This is a genomic window from Pseudoalteromonas sp. TP27 (assembly GCF_056470645.1).
In genome coordinates, this window is the sequence record NZ_JARDAK010000020.1 from 23,822 (window position 1) to 37,084 (window position 13,263).

General features: G+C 37.1%; 12 protein-coding genes. 8 read left to right on the forward strand and 4 right to left on the reverse strand.

Annotated features, from left to right (window positions below; translation table 11 throughout):
• Positions 1-3: 3 nt before the first annotated feature.
• Entirely contained in the window at positions 4-1,221 is a 1,218-nt protein-coding gene (gene arsJ, locus PX700_RS18090; protein WP_479521492.1) for an organoarsenical effux MFS transporter ArsJ, read from the forward strand.
• Between the two features lie 105 nt (positions 1,222-1,326).
• The gene (locus tag PX700_RS18095; RefSeq protein ID WP_479521493.1) at positions 1,327-3,447 is read left to right on the forward strand and encodes a methyl-accepting chemotaxis protein; all 2,121 of its coding nucleotides are present in this window, start codon (positions 1,327-1,329) and stop codon (positions 3,445-3,447) included.
• A 76-nt stretch (positions 3,448-3,523) separates the two neighbouring features.
• On the opposite strand, the gene PX700_RS18100 is transcribed toward PX700_RS18095, so the two are convergent.
• Positions 3,524-4,111 (reverse strand): TetR/AcrR family transcriptional regulator, encoded by a 588-nt coding sequence (locus tag PX700_RS18100; protein ID WP_479521494.1) that lies wholly within the window; start codon positions 4,109-4,111, stop codon positions 3,524-3,526.
• 112 nt (positions 4,112-4,223) lie between these two features.
• Between PX700_RS18100 and PX700_RS18105 the strand changes: the two genes are divergently transcribed.
• A complete protein-coding gene (locus PX700_RS18105; protein WP_415637324.1) occupies positions 4,224-4,766 on the forward strand; it encodes a carboxymuconolactone decarboxylase family protein in 543 nt (180 codons plus the stop codon).
• Between the two features lie 62 nt (positions 4,767-4,828).
• Here the strand turns inward: PX700_RS18105 and PX700_RS18110 are convergent, their stop codons facing one another.
• Positions 4,829-5,359 (reverse strand): hypothetical protein, encoded by a 531-nt coding sequence (locus PX700_RS18110; RefSeq protein ID WP_479521495.1) that lies wholly within the window; start codon positions 5,357-5,359, stop codon positions 4,829-4,831.
• A gap of 51 nt (positions 5,360-5,410) precedes the next feature.
• On the opposite strand from PX700_RS18110, the gene PX700_RS18115 reads away from it, so the two are divergent.
• Complete coding sequence (locus PX700_RS18115) at positions 5,411-5,788, forward strand: DUF1294 domain-containing protein (RefSeq protein WP_479521496.1); 378 nt, start codon at positions 5,411-5,413, stop codon at positions 5,786-5,788.
• Between the two features lie 62 nt (positions 5,789-5,850).
• Here PX700_RS18115 and PX700_RS18120 read toward each other — a convergent pair whose 3' ends face one another.
• Both PX700_RS18120 and PX700_RS18125 read right to left on the reverse strand, forming a co-directional pair.
• Positions 5,851-6,210, reverse strand: a complete 360-nt coding sequence (locus PX700_RS18120) for a PEGA domain-containing protein (protein WP_415637321.1) — start codon at positions 6,208-6,210, stop codon at positions 5,851-5,853.
• Between the two features lie 185 nt (positions 6,211-6,395).
• Positions 6,396-8,477, reverse strand: a complete 2,082-nt coding sequence (locus PX700_RS18125; RefSeq protein ID WP_415637320.1) for a serine/threonine-protein kinase — start codon at positions 8,475-8,477, stop codon at positions 6,396-6,398.
• A gap of 353 nt (positions 8,478-8,830) precedes the next feature.
• Here PX700_RS18125 and tagH point away from each other — a divergent pair, with 353 nt between their 5' ends.
• The 4 genes from tagH to tssL are packed head-to-tail and all read left to right on the forward strand — an operon-like array spanning position 8,831 to position 13,258.
• Positions 8,831-10,132, forward strand: coding sequence for a type VI secretion system-associated FHA domain protein TagH (gene tagH, locus PX700_RS18130; protein ID WP_479521497.1), 1,302 nt, complete (start codon positions 8,831-8,833; stop codon positions 10,130-10,132).
• A gap of 15 nt (positions 10,133-10,147) precedes the next feature.
• Positions 10,148-10,612 carry a type VI secretion system lipoprotein TssJ gene (tssJ, locus tag PX700_RS18135; RefSeq protein WP_415637319.1) on the forward strand — a complete coding sequence of 155 codons (465 nt, stop codon included), beginning with the start codon at positions 10,148-10,150 and terminating at the stop codon, positions 10,610-10,612.
• A gap of 15 nt (positions 10,613-10,627) precedes the next feature.
• Positions 10,628-11,956, forward strand: coding sequence for a type VI secretion system baseplate subunit TssK (tssK, locus tag PX700_RS18140; RefSeq protein WP_415637318.1), 1,329 nt, complete (start codon positions 10,628-10,630; stop codon positions 11,954-11,956).
• A 21-nt stretch (positions 11,957-11,977) separates the two neighbouring features.
• On the forward strand, positions 11,978-13,258 hold the full coding sequence (gene tssL / locus PX700_RS18145; RefSeq protein WP_415637317.1) for a type VI secretion system protein TssL, long form: 1,281 nt from the start codon (positions 11,978-11,980) through the stop codon (positions 13,256-13,258).
• Positions 13,259-13,263 lie beyond the last annotated feature (5 nt).

Here is a 13,263-nt window from a genome sequence, read left to right on the forward strand (position 1 = left end):
GCTATGTTTGCGCAGTTAGCTAGTTTACCAAGTTCTATAAAACAATATTTAATAATTACCGGTAATTACTGGGCATTTACTTTAACGGATGGTGCGCTACGGATGCTGGTGGTGCTGTATTTTCATCAGTTAGGGTATGGTGCATTTGTGATAGCCATGCTGTTTTTGTTTTATGAAATATTTGGGGTGATCACCAATTTAGTCGGTGGTTGGCTTGGGGCGCATTTAGGGTTAAATAAAACCATGAATGTAGGGCTTGGACTGCAGCTTGTCGCTTTGGCCATGCTTTGCGTGCCTGGAGATTGGCTAACCGTTGCCTATGTAATGGCAGCGCAAGCGCTTAGTGGTATTGCTAAAGATTTAAATAAAATGAGCGCAAAAAGCGCTATTAAGTATTTAGTACCGCAAGGCGACGCCGGGCAGAGCCAATTATATAAATGGGTTGCCATACTTACGGGTTCTAAAAATGCGTTAAAAGGAGTGGGCTTTTTTTTAGGTGGCTTGTTACTTACCGTATTTGGCTTTGTAGGTGCGCTAGTAAGCTTAATAGCTTTACTTAGTGTTGCGTGGGTTATTAGTTTAATTTATTTAAAAGGCGATATTGGCAAAGCCAAAAATAAACCTAAGTTTAAAGAGCTATTTTCTAAATCGCGGGCAATAAACTTACTTAGCGCAGCGCGTTTATGTTTATTTGCGGCGCGCGATGTGTGGTTTGTAGTGGCACTACCTGTTTACCTAGCCGCTCAGTTTAACTGGGATCATTGGTGGGTAAGTGGCTTTATGGCCTTATGGGTTATTGCTTATGGATTAGTGCAGTCGCAAGCGCCACGTATAACCGGACAAAGTGATTCAAACTCACACACAGTCAAAAAAGCGTATTGGTGGGTTGCTTTATTAAGTGGCGTAACCAGTATTTTAGCGCTGCTGATGCAATTTGATATAGCGGTACATTTTACGCTTGTAATCGGCTTACTTATTTTTGGCGGTGTATTTGCTGTAAATTCATCATTGCATAGCTATTTAATAGTAAGCTTTGCTAAAAACGACGGGGTGTCGCTCGATGTTGGTTTTTACTATATGGCCAATGCAATAGGGCGTTTGCTTGGTACGGTGCTCTCTGGCTGGGTTTTTCAAGTATATGGGCTGGTGGCATGTTTATGGGTAAGTGTGTGCTTGCTAATTATGGCTTCAATTACAACTGCGTGCTTGGCTAAGCGCTAAAAACTCAACTTATTGTATTAATTTCAATTTGTTTGATGATATTCATAGCTTCGTTGGTTAGATCTACTAAACTGTATCAGTAGTTTTAATTAAAGGGTGAGATGAATGCGAGAAATATCGCTAGCAAAAAAATTACTGTGGCTTACTGTCGGAAGTATATTTATTACCGTATTGGTGCTTTCGAGCATTTTATGGTGGCAGTTATCTGCAAGTAATGAAGAGCTTGCAAGCAAGTCAGAAAATTATATTGTTGCTGAAGTAGAAGAAAAGTTAAATGCGAATGCCGCAATATATGGTGAAAAAATAGCGGGCTTTATTAACGAAGCTTATCGAGTACCATACTCTTTAGCCGCTTTACTAGGTGATACCGCAAAAAGCGAAACCCTTAGCCGCGATACGGTAGTAAGTATAAATCGCTCTATTTTAGAACAAAACACATTACTCTCATCTATTTATTCTCAGTTTGAACCAAACGCGTTTGACGGGCAAGATTCGAGCTTTAAAAAAGGCTACAAACACTCCGTTAATGGCGATGGTACCTTAGAAGTTTACATAACACGTGATCCAAGTGGGGCTATTGAGCAGCAAAAAGTAGCTAATGCCGCCGATAAATACATTACCTCTTTAAACGAATTTGGTATTCGCGAAGCGCATTGGTACTTATGTGCAAAAGACACGCTTAAGCCTTGTATTATGGAACCGTACTTATACGAAATTCCATCAGGCGATTCAGTAATGCTAACTTCGTTAACTGTGCCTATTTTAAAAGCGGGGCAGTTTATTGGTTTAGCGGGTGTTGATTTAACGCTACCTACTTTTCAAACAATGACTGAAGAGCTTTCTAAGCAGCTTTATAATGGCCAAGCCAAAGTAACCGTGCTTAGCAATATTGGTTTAGTTGTAGGCAGTAGCCATTATAAATCTAAATTAGGACGCCCATTTAAAGAAGCCGTTAGTTCTGACTTGTTTAAAGAGCTTGAAAAATTTAAAGGCCAAAAAGGTATATTTAAAACATCCTCTGAGTACTTAGTTAATTACCCTATAAATATAAAGCTAGCTAACACAGACTGGTCTTTAATTATTGAAGTACCAAGTAACTTAGCCTTAGCTGGCCCAGATGCTTTATCGCAAGATATGACTGACACAGCAAACGACTTAGGCGCAATGATCTTAATTACAGGTGCTGTAATTGCAGTAATCGCGTTTATCATTATGAAAATTGTTATTGGTAGCGTGGTTGCACCGCTTCAGCAAATTCAACAACGTGTAGATAACCTTGCAAGCTCAGAAGGCGATTTAACGCATACACTCCACGTCGAAACCCACGCAGAACTCATTGCTCTGGCGGGGGGCTTTAATGCCTTTTTATCAAAGTTACGTATTTTAATTACAGAACTTAAAGATGTGTCTGATCAAACCAAGCAACAAGGTGAAATAGCGCAGCATATAGCTATTGATACTAAACATAATGTGCAATCGCAGTTTCACGAAATTGAAAGCGTTGTAACGGCTATGAACGAAATGAGCGCTACAGCACTCGAAGTTGCAAGAGCATCAGAGCAATCAGCCCAGCAAGCCGATGAAATAAATGGGTTAGTTGTTAGCAGTGAATCGAGTTTATCGTCAGCAATGACGCAAGTTAAAACCATGTCTGAAGAAATTAAAGAAGCTAACCAAGCAGTCGAAAAAGTAGCTTCACGTAGTAAAGATATTACACAAATATTAGATGTAATTCGCACTATTTCAGAGCAAACAAACTTACTGGCACTAAATGCCGCAATTGAAGCTGCGCGCGCTGGCGAACATGGCCGAGGCTTTGCAGTTGTAGCAGATGAAGTACGTGCACTTGCTTCTAAAACACGTTCATCAACTGATGACATAAGTAAGTTAATTGATAGCTTATTACACGAGGTTGGTAATGCTTCAACGGTAATAGAAAAAGGTGTAGTACGAGCACAAGATGCCGTTGATGAAACGTCAGTAGCTTTTGATGCACTGCACAGTGTTGTAGTTAAAGTTGATGAAATAACTAATCAAATTACGCACATTGCTACCGCCGCTGAAGAGCAAAGCTTAGTGACCGAAGAAATTAACCGTAATCTTACGCTTATATCTGATGCCGCGTCGCAGCTTGCAGACTTATCTACACAAGCAGGGGATAGCAGTGAAGCACTTAATGCACTTGTTGCCCAGCAAGATAGTGAGCTAAACAAACTTAAAACGTAAAAGAAAAATATAAAAAAGCGGCTAATTCATTTTGAATTAGCCGCTTTTTTTGTTGAGAATGCACGTTAATTGATGTTTATAACTTTTTAATCAACATAAACATTTGGTTGATCATCGGCTGCGCTAATTGCTCAACACCAGGGCGGTTAAAGTAGCCACGTAATCCTGTAAATTGCACCTGAAAAAAACGCGCATATTCAACAGCGGTCAACGTGTTACTTAACTCACCTTTGTTTATTGCTTGTGTAAACAATTGCGTTAAATAAGCTTCAAATTGCGCTGCTAACTCTAAACTTAACTCGTATAAGTTTGAGTCTTTTTCTGCAAATTCACTGTTTGCTTTAACTAGCATGCAAATTGCACTTGGACTGCAATCTTTTGTTTTAATTACCACGTTTTCTACAAACGCACGTAACCCACCAAGAACCGTATCAGCACTTGATAAAAACCCTTCTATTTGGGTTTTCATTTGTACGGTGTAATCTTTCAGCGATTCGCTGTATAGCCCTTCTTTAGAGCCAAACGCAGAGTAAATACTACCCGGGCGCATATTAACGGCTTCTTGTAGGTCACGCGTTGAGGTTGCATGAAACCCTTTTTGCCAAAATAGCTGACTAGCAACGCGAACTACATTCTCGCGTTCAAATTTAACCTTATTAGCCATATCATTCTCAATCAATTTGAACATTTGCTCAATTTTAACTTGAACAGTCGCTCAAAATCAAATACTATGTGTCTCGAAGTTACTTAAAACTATTAATTATTAGGAGCTAACCATGGCCGAATTTACTTTATACACTCAAGAAAACGCACCAGAAGAAGCAAAACCGTTACTAGCTGATTCAGTAGCAGCATTTGGTATGCTTCCTAACTTACATGCAGTAATGGCTGAAGCACCAACATTACTTAAAGGTTACCAAGTACTGCATGAGCTGTTTCAAAAAACATCGTTCAACGCAGAAGAGCTAACAGTAGTATGGCAGTCAATTAACGTTGAGCACGAATGCCACTACTGCGTACCTGCACACAGTGGTATTGCAGCTTCAATGAAAATTGACCAAGACATTGTTGATGCACTTGTAAACAAAACACCACTAGCTAACCCTAAGCTAGAAACTCTTCGTGAAACTACACTCGCAATGACACGTGAACGTGGCGTGATCAGCGATGAGCAAATCGAAAAGTTCTTTGCAGCAGGTTACGGCAAGCAACAACTACTTGAAATTATTGTTGGTTTGTCTCAAAAAGTAATGAGCAACTACACTAATCACCTTGCTGATACACCAGTAGACGCACCATTTAAAAAATACGTAAAATAAATACGATTTTATAAATGACAAAAGGCAGCCTAGGCTGCCTTTTTTGTATTTATAAATTGCGGCTATTTAAATTTAACCGCTTTTATACTGCGGGTATAAGTGCGGCTTTCAGGTTTAGTCCATTCACCTTTTTTTAGGTACGAGGTCGACACTTCAAACTTACCGTTTTGTAAGTTACTGGTCGATTTAACCTTTGTGATCCCATCTTTGCTGCCTGTTACATCTTCATAAGCGACAAATTGAGTAGGGCTTAATACCTTCATAATCCCTTTTGTATAAAATCCTGCGGTGGTGAAGTAGTAAAATACGAGTGACTGCTTTTTAGTATCGTAAAAAATCATCGACTCACCGCCATACTCACCTTCGTTAATTGAGTGCATAGTACGTATAGCTTTACCATTTAGCGCGCGTTCCCACTTACCTACATCTTGCACAGGTTTTGCGCCTTTAGGTACATTAAAGTCAGCTTGCCATGTTCCTAGGTAAGGTCTAAACACTTCCAGCTCTTTATCGAGATTGCTGGCAGTTTCACTAGCAAAACTACTAAATGTACATAAGCATAATACTAAGAATAGCGATTTAAAGTATGTCATAATTTGGCTCTTATTTTTATGATCGTAGTGCCCAGTATAGGTGATAATTAATTGATAAAGAAAATATTAATCACGTTCTCATTGCTTTATTTAGCTGCCATTTGGTTGGCTTACCCGCTGCAATACTTACCCGTTTATATACCAATATATGTACCAGGTTATGTAAGTGTATTAAGTGCTATAACGTTTTTAATGTATGCATGGGATAAGCGACAAGCTAAGCGCTCTTCACATACAAAAGTGAACCGTACACCAGAGCGCACGCTGCAGCTTCTTGCATTATTTGGGGGATGGCCGGGGGCATTGCTTGCTCAACAATTACTTCGTCATAAATCGCAAAAGCGACGCTTTATTATTGTATTGTGGTTATGTATTTTAGTTAATGTGGGTTTGGTAGGGGGCTTATTACACTTTCTGAAGGGGCTTTGAAAGCTATGCCTTTAAAACGTTATAAATATTTAAAGGCATAAATTTTAATTTTACTCGTTCGATTATTGAGATGCTTTATTTGTTGAAGCAGCTTTGTCTAGATCAACAGTTAAAATAGTTTTTTTATCAACAACAACCCATTTACGGTAAGTTAGGTAGCCAGGCTTGCTAACTTCAACATCGTACTTACCTTCTTTAAGTTCCATAGCAGCTTGGTATACAGGCGCAATATTCATAATACGTACGCGAGCATCATCAGGGCTGGTAATTACAGTCAATGAAATTGGTGCAATAGCTTCAATGACTTCTTCTTGTACTTGGACTGTTTCTTCTTTTGCAAGTTGTTCATTTTCATTTACTGAAGATGTAGTTGAACAACCACTTAATATTAGTAATGCTGCTAGGACGCTTATCTTTTTCATAGGTACTCCGTATACTTATTTAAATAGTATTAATTACAAAAGTCTTGGAGAAGTTTATACAAATTGATTGCTCAATCCGTCGTTCTTGACCTTCATTTATTAAAACAAAACGTTAAATTTTATCTTTGTATTCATTTGTATTCATTTGTAGTTATTTGGTTACGCTCGCCAAATAACATAGTCATTTAAAGCATTACGTTATCAAGAGATTGGGTAATAGCTTCACTTCTTTCTACTAGTTGCTCTGCTGTGCGGTACATTTTTCTTTTCATCAATGTATTAGCCATTGTGATGTAGCGTCTAGACAGTTCCTGTTTTAAGGTAACTAGCAAAGAGAAATCTTTAGGTAAAGACGCAGACTCTGCATTGACGAGCTCTTCAAAATCTAGTAAATCTTTATGCTCTTCAATCATTTCTAGTTTTTGTGTGTACCTATCAAATCGAGGGCTGTAAAAAACAATCGCATCGGTGGTAGGAAATTCAGCTTGTTCACCTAATTTAATTTTTTTCTGGTAAAGGGTTAGAGCATCTATCGCAGATTCTCTTTTTAATAAATTGGCAAACCCAAGCTCATTTTTTTGATTATCTGTAAAGATAGCTTTACCAACGTTTAATAAAGACTTTTGCGAGATAACATCATCTTCTTTAATTGCTTTGTCTAACGCTAGTTTGTAGTTATCAAAATGGGTTTCAGAAGGGCGATAAACGTATGTTCGATCAACCTCATTTAGATCATTAATTAATTGGGGGATACTATTGTTATCAAGCTCACTATAACGGGATTGATCTAATAATAAATCAATGCGAGAAGTGATATCAGAAATAATTGATTGTCTTTCTCTCAAAATACTTTCTAACTGTACTGATAATTTTTCAGAGTCGGGGTAATACTCTAAAGCCTTACTGTAAACATTAATTGTTTCATCAAAGTTCTTAAATTTATTAGCGCCATTGTTGAGTTGATTTGCTCTAATATCAAAACTTTGCAAAATATTAGCTTGATTAGTTCTTAGTAGGCCTTGTTTTAATACCTCATACTGAGGGGGAATTTCAGCTAGTTTATTTAAAATCTCAGGTCCATTCCAAGACATCCATGTTTCTACTTGTTGATTTATTGCATTAGCATTGTCTAACTGAGCTTCAATTTGTTTTAAATTTGCGGTGTTTGACAAATAATATTGCCCAGCAAAAAGAGCTAAAATTACGGTACTAGCGGCAAGTGCAATGGCAGGTTTAAAATCACTCTGAAGCTTATCTGAAATTGGCTTTAGTGAATCAGTTCTTTTAGCTGCTTCTAAGGAAACAGCTTTGTTTAAACTACCCCATAACCAAAAAGGACAGTTACTAGGGCGTTTTACAGAGGTATCTTTAGGTAGCTTATCGGCTGCTACGCGATTATACGGATGCTTACTACTTAATAACTCAAGTGCAATACATGCATACGAAAAAACGTCATCTTTAATAGATGCCGAGGCACCCTTAAGTTGTTCAGGGCTTGCGTAAGTTGGCGTATATCCACCAACAGTACCTAAACTTGATTCATTTTTAACAGCATACGCATCTTCAATCGTTTTATGTTTTGCAATACCAAAATCGAGAACTTTAAGGTTGCCGTTAGAATCAAAAATAATATTTGATGGCTTTAAATCATTATGGATAACGCCGCATGAATGGGCATAAATAAGTGCATCAGCAAGTTGATTGAGGATCACGCTCGCTTTTTTGAAGATCATTCCAGAGGGTTTATTTCGTTTTATGATTTGCTCGAGCGTTTCACCTTCGACTAATTCCATAGTAACGTAGTGTAAATCGTTATCTGAACTTGCAGAATATACCTTTACAATATTAGGATGAGATAGTTGCTGTGTTTTAGTTGTCTCGTCTTTTAAAAGTGAAATAGCTTCTTCAGAGTGTGAGAATTCTTCTAATAAAACTTTAAGAGCGACAAAAACTTCTGGGCGGCTAGCACTTTCTAAAAATAAATCACGGGCTCGATAGATGTAACACATCCCACCTTGACCAATTAGCTCTTCAACTAAGTAGCGATCAGATATTTTTTTACCTATTAGGTTTAGCTTATTTATTGCTTTTGGAGTGCGAAGGGTTGAGTCAAGCGAAGCTATCTGCGTTTTATCATTAGAACTGTTGACACCACTCATTATAAATCCTTTTATTGTGTATATTAAAATAATCGCAAAGGTGAATTTTTTTAATTTTTTATCAATTCTCCCTTTGATAAGCGGTGTATTTTTACAAAAATTAGCCACTTTAGCAATGTTTCTATAGCAGAACTTTCGAACAAAACCTTAAAAAGAAAAAGGTGTCAGGTTTAATCGTAATAAAAATGTTTAATTATCATTATTTTTAATGAAAATAGAATGCTACAGCAGTTATTTTATATCCACATAAAAAGCTTTAAATGAATAATTAACGTGGTAAAAGGATAAGTGAGGATTTTTTAAATGGGAACATACAAACTAAGTTTTGTTTAAGTTATTTTATTTGAATTTTACATTTTAGGTACAAACTTATATTTTTATATATTAATTTCAATGTTGACAATAGTTTCTCTTCTACTTTATCCTAATATAAATGTAGATTTATGGGACTAACTTATCAAATGGAACTGATACTAAACATCACTAGTTATCATAGACTCTCTCCAGAAATTGAAGCAACTAAAACAGTAACTGACTCTCTTATATTTGGTCGTTCGGAGGCATGTGAATGGCACTTTCCTGATCCTGAAAAAATCATTTCAAGTAAGCATGGGCGCGTAGTAAAAGAAGGCGATTCTTTTTATGTATACGATACATCGACTAACGGTATTTTTGTAAACTTTGGCGTATCTCCATTAGGCCAAGGAAATAAACAGCGTTTATCTGATAGTGATACGATAACTGTAGGTGATTTTCAGATTGAGGTGAAATTGGCTGGCAATGAAAATACGGCTGATGATTTCGATAACTTAAGCTCGATTGAAAACTTAAGTAAAAAGCCAAAAAATTCATATCAGGCGCCCGCTAAGCATTTTTCTGAACCCGAGCAGTATTTCAATGAATCGATAATGGATGAATCTATGCCTACTGTTTCAATGACTCAGGCTACAAGCAACAATATTGATAACCAAATACCTGAAAACTGGGATGAGCTTGCCCACTTAATGAACCCAGAAGCAATGACGGTTACTCAGCAAGCGCCCGCTGTTAGAAAAAGTGAACCTAAACAGCCAATTAAATCTAAAAGTTCAGATGATACCCCTGCTTTTGAAGCTCCTATTGCTAGGCCTCAAACACAAAAAGCAGCTCCACAAAAGCAGCCGACATTAGTTAAGAGCGATGCGGCTTTAGCAGATGCTTTTTTAAGCGGGTTGGGTGTGAAAACTGAATTACAAAATGCATTAAACACACCAGAGCTTTGGTTTGAAATGGGGCAGGGGTTGAATCTTTTGTTAACAGAGCTAATGGAGTCACTTCGTCAAAGAGCATTAGTAAAAAATCAGTTACGTTTAAACCAAACGATGTTTCAGACTCAGCAAAATAATCCAATAAAGTTTTCTGCTGATATTGATGATGTTATTCAGAATTTATTCATCAGAAATAGTGCAAGCTTCTTATCGTCTCAAGAATCAATAAAGGAAAGCTTTGTTGATACTCGCAGGCATGAACATGCTTTATTAGCAGGAGCTGACGGCGTATTGAAAGGGATGTTGGAGCAGGTTTCTCCTCAACATATAAATCAACAAATAAATGATAACTCTAACGTATTAAAAATCATTCCTGGTCAAACAGAATCTAAATGCTGGAAGCTATACCAGAATTTATATGATGAGCTATCTCATGATGTAAACACTAAGGGCGCAATGGCCTTGTCAGATGATTTTTTAAAAGCTTACAACGATAGAGTTCAAGAAACGTTCTAGAAAGGAAAGTAAATAATGTATAAGTTTAAGCTCTTTTTAATGAGTTTTAGTTTACTATTTTTAGCCATGGGTTGTACGACTGTTAACAGGTTTGTGCCTCCTTCGACAGATTTAAAAATTAACGTGTCTAAAAATGTAAATCCAGATACTTCAGATAGGCCTTCACCGGTAGTAATGAAAATTTTTGAACTGAGCTCAAGAACAATTTTTGATACCCAAGACTTTTTTAGTTTGTATGAAACACCTGAAAAGCTGTTAGGCCCAGACTTATTAAAAAAAGATGAATTAGAGTTACAGCCTAATTCTGTTCAAGAATATAAAATGAGCTTAAACCGCAACACTCGCTATGTTGGTGTTGTTGTCGCTTACAGAGATATTGATCAAGCAAGGTGGAGAGCTGTTATTGAAGTTGACCCTACCGGTTATGATGATATCGATGTAAATGTTGAAGCAATTGCTACATACATGAGAGAGCAATAAAAAAGGATTTGTAAAATGAGTGACAACACTCGTGTTGCCTGGACCGAAGGGATGTTCTTAAGGCCGCAACACTTTCAACAATCAGATAAGCATTTTTCGCATTTAATAAAGCAAATTTGTAATGGTAATTTAGCAGATCCTTGGGGAATACTAGATATTAGTATTGATACTCAGCTTTTAAGCTCAGGTCAATTTGCTATCGAGTCATTGTCTGCTATCACTCCAGATTTATTGCCGATTGATATGCCTCAATCAACATCTTTACCTGAACCTTTAGTGGTTGGTAAAGATGTTTACGATGAAATTATTTATTTAGCAATTCCAGCTTTAAAAGCCAGCGGTATTAATATTTCATCTACGGATGAAGATATTGTTACTCGTTATAAATTGAACGATTTATCTGTAAGCGATGACTCTTTTGGTGCACAAGCGCAAGAAATCATTCAAGTTGCTAAGGTCTTTAGTAAGCTTGTTTTGTCGTCGGACGATCATGCTGGGTATATATTATTACCATTAGCACGTATTGTTGAAGTAAGTAGCGAAGGCCAAATTAAACTAGATAGCAAGTATATTCCAGCATCATTAAAAGTTGGACAATGTAAACCATTACTTGGCTTGGTAAGAGAAATTGGCTCAATGATAAAGCAACGCTCTGAGAGTATTGCAGTTAGGCTCTGTCAAGGGTATGCAGGCAGTACATCAGTTGCTGACTTTATTATGCTGCAAACGCTTAATAAATACGATGCTGTTTTTGATAATTTATTATCTGTTAACAATCTTCACCCAAATATCCTTTATATGCGTTTAATTGAGCTCGCTGGTGAGCTATCTACTTTTAGCACTGTAAATAAAAGAGTACCTAAATTACCTAAGTACGATCATAAAAATTTAGGCCCTGTATTTAGTGAAGTAGTAAACTTCTTATATCAATCTCTAAGCCATGTAATAGAACAAACGGCTACAGAGATAAAACTAGAGCAAAGTAAATTTGGTATTTCGTTCGGTGCACTCAAAGATAAATCTATACTTAGTTCAGGGCAATTTATCTTAGCAATTAAGGCAAGTGTCCCACACGAAGAGCTGCGTAAAATATTACCTTCTCAGATTAAAATAGGTAGTGTTGAGACAATTCGAGACTTAGTAAATAACCAAATCCCAGGTATTACGATTAGTAATCTACCAACGGCTCCACGTCAGATCCCATATCATGCAGGCTTTCATTATTTTGAATTAAATAAGCATGGGGAACATTGGACAAAACTTCATTCAAGTGGTGGCATAGCTATTCACTTGTCAGGCAATTACCCAGAGTTACAACTAAGCCTGTGGGCAATAAGAACTTAACTTTTAAAAGGAAGAGTTTCAATGGACGAAACCATTATAAAACCACGTCCTGGTCGATTAGGGCGTGATGCCTCAAATAATACTCAGGTAGAGAATGATCCAGACAAAACAGTCATGTCTGTTGAACCTGCGGCAAGTAATATTCCAAGTAATGCAAAGGTTTCTATTTTTAGAAACCCATTGATGGAAGCAGCAACAGATTGTTTTTCTTTAGTAATATCAATAAGAAAATCAGTTGAAATGACTAACTTAGCGGCTTTGAAGCATCGTTGTGTTGAGGCAATTAAGCGTTTTGAGGTTGAAGTTCGTAATCAAAACCTATCAAAAGATGTAATCAAAAACTCTCGCTATTGTCTATGTGCAATCCTTGACGAATCAGTTTTAAACTCTAAGTGGAGCTCGATGGAGTGGGCCGATGAAAGTCTTCTTTCAACGTTTCATAAAGAGACTTTTGGTGGCGAGTATTTTTATACTTTACTAGATAACGCATTATCTCAACCAGAGCAACATAAAGCCTTTTTAGAATTACAATACCATTGTTTAAACTTAGGTTTTAAAGGTAAGTATAGGCTGGATACTGTAGGCGATAATAAAGTGGAAGAATATCGCTCACAAATATATCACTTACTAAACCAATTAGATGGCCCAATTAATAATAAGCTTTCACCTAACTGGAAACAAAGAGTAGCCGCAGGTGTAGAGCTAAGAAATCAAGTGCCTTTATGGGTTATCTTTTCAGTGTTGGGCTTGTTGTTACTAACCGTATATTTATTTATAAATATGAAGCTAAATGATGATGTTGCAGCCATTAATGACAAGCTTGCTATTATTCATCCTCTAGCTGAAGACCAAGCCATTGATAAAAAAGATCAGCAATTACTTGTATTAGAGCAGCTATTGCAAACTGAGATAAAAATGGGGATGGTCACGATAAAGAAAAACATCGACAGGGTAAGAATCTCTATTAATAGCGAGAGTCTTTTCAATCAAGGTGATTCTAAACTATTGCCTTCATTTCAGCCTATTTTAGAAAAGTTAGCGCTCAGTCTTGAAGGGACAAAAGGGCGTATTTTAATTACAGGTCATACAGACGATACACCTATTAGAACAGATCGATACCCTTCCAATTGGCACCTTTCTTTAGCGCGCGCAACGCAAGTTGCAAACTCTATGGCTAAAAGCACAAACCTTAGTGGTCGTTTATGGCCCGAAGGTAAAGGCGCAGCAGAGCCTATTGCCAGTAATTCAGATTCAGCTTCTCGGTCACTAAACCGACGAATTGAAATCGATTTATTATTTTAAGAGGC

What these genes read in the sequence shown, in the direction of transcription:
- arsJ (WP_479521492.1), top strand. Translation starts at nt 4, where the DNA reads ATGTTTGCGCAGTTAGCTAGTTTACCAAGTTCTATAAAACAATATTTA.
- PX700_RS18095 (WP_479521493.1), top strand. Translation starts at nt 1,327, where the DNA reads ATGCGAGAAATATCGCTAGCAAAAAAATTACTGTGGCTTACTGTCGGA.
- PX700_RS18100 (WP_479521494.1), bottom strand. Translation starts at nt 4,111, where the DNA reads ATGGCTAATAAGGTTAAATTTGAACGCGAGAATGTAGTTCGCGTTGCT.
- PX700_RS18105 (WP_415637324.1), top strand. Translation starts at nt 4,224, where the DNA reads ATGGCCGAATTTACTTTATACACTCAAGAAAACGCACCAGAAGAAGCA.
- PX700_RS18110 (WP_479521495.1), bottom strand. Translation starts at nt 5,359, where the DNA reads ATGACATACTTTAAATCGCTATTCTTAGTATTATGCTTATGTACATTT.
- PX700_RS18120 (WP_415637321.1), bottom strand. Translation starts at nt 6,210, where the DNA reads ATGAAAAAGATAAGCGTCCTAGCAGCATTACTAATATTAAGTGGTTGT.
- tagH (WP_479521497.1), top strand. Translation starts at nt 8,831, where the DNA reads ATGGAACTGATACTAAACATCACTAGTTATCATAGACTCTCTCCAGAA.
- tssJ (WP_415637319.1), top strand. Translation starts at nt 10,148, where the DNA reads ATGTATAAGTTTAAGCTCTTTTTAATGAGTTTTAGTTTACTATTTTTA.
- tssK (WP_415637318.1), top strand. Translation starts at nt 10,628, where the DNA reads ATGAGTGACAACACTCGTGTTGCCTGGACCGAAGGGATGTTCTTAAGG.
- tssL (WP_415637317.1), top strand. Translation starts at nt 11,978, where the DNA reads ATGGACGAAACCATTATAAAACCACGTCCTGGTCGATTAGGGCGTGAT.